The organism is Faecalibacterium sp. DFI.5.82, assembly GCF_029076575.1.
Classification (GTDB): Bacteria; Bacillota; Clostridia; order Oscillospirales; family Ruminococcaceae; genus Faecalibacterium; species Faecalibacterium duncaniae.
The window spans coordinates 1-292 of record NZ_JARFIS010001003.1 but is presented as its reverse complement, the minus strand read 5'-3'; the positions used below and the strand labels follow the sequence as shown (position 1 = coordinate 292).

The following is a 292-nucleotide window of genomic DNA, read 5'->3' as shown; positions in this document are numbered from 1 at the left end:
TGAAATGATATCGTAGGCAATGGAGAAGAGCATCAGCAGGCCCACGATGAGGAATTTGCTCAGGTAGGGCCGGGCATAGCGGGCAAGGCGGCGCATGATCTCGCCGTCCTCCAAGTTGCGCTCAAAGCCCATAGCGGTCTTTTTGTCCTTGGCGGCGGCATAAGCTGCCACCAGCAGGGCGGTGATCACGCCGATGACAGCGCCCACCAGAACCACCGGATTCAGATTCTTCATGCGTTTTCGCCTCCCTTCGTCTCATCCTCCAGCCGCTGCAGATCGACCATCCGGCGGT

General features: G+C 58.9%; 1 pseudogene. It reads right to left on the bottom strand.

From position 1 onward, the window contains the following. Window positions 1-234, bottom strand: a pseudogene (locus P0G09_RS19875) (ABC transporter ATP-binding protein); the annotation flags it as partial. Window positions 235-292: the final 58 nt, after the last annotated feature.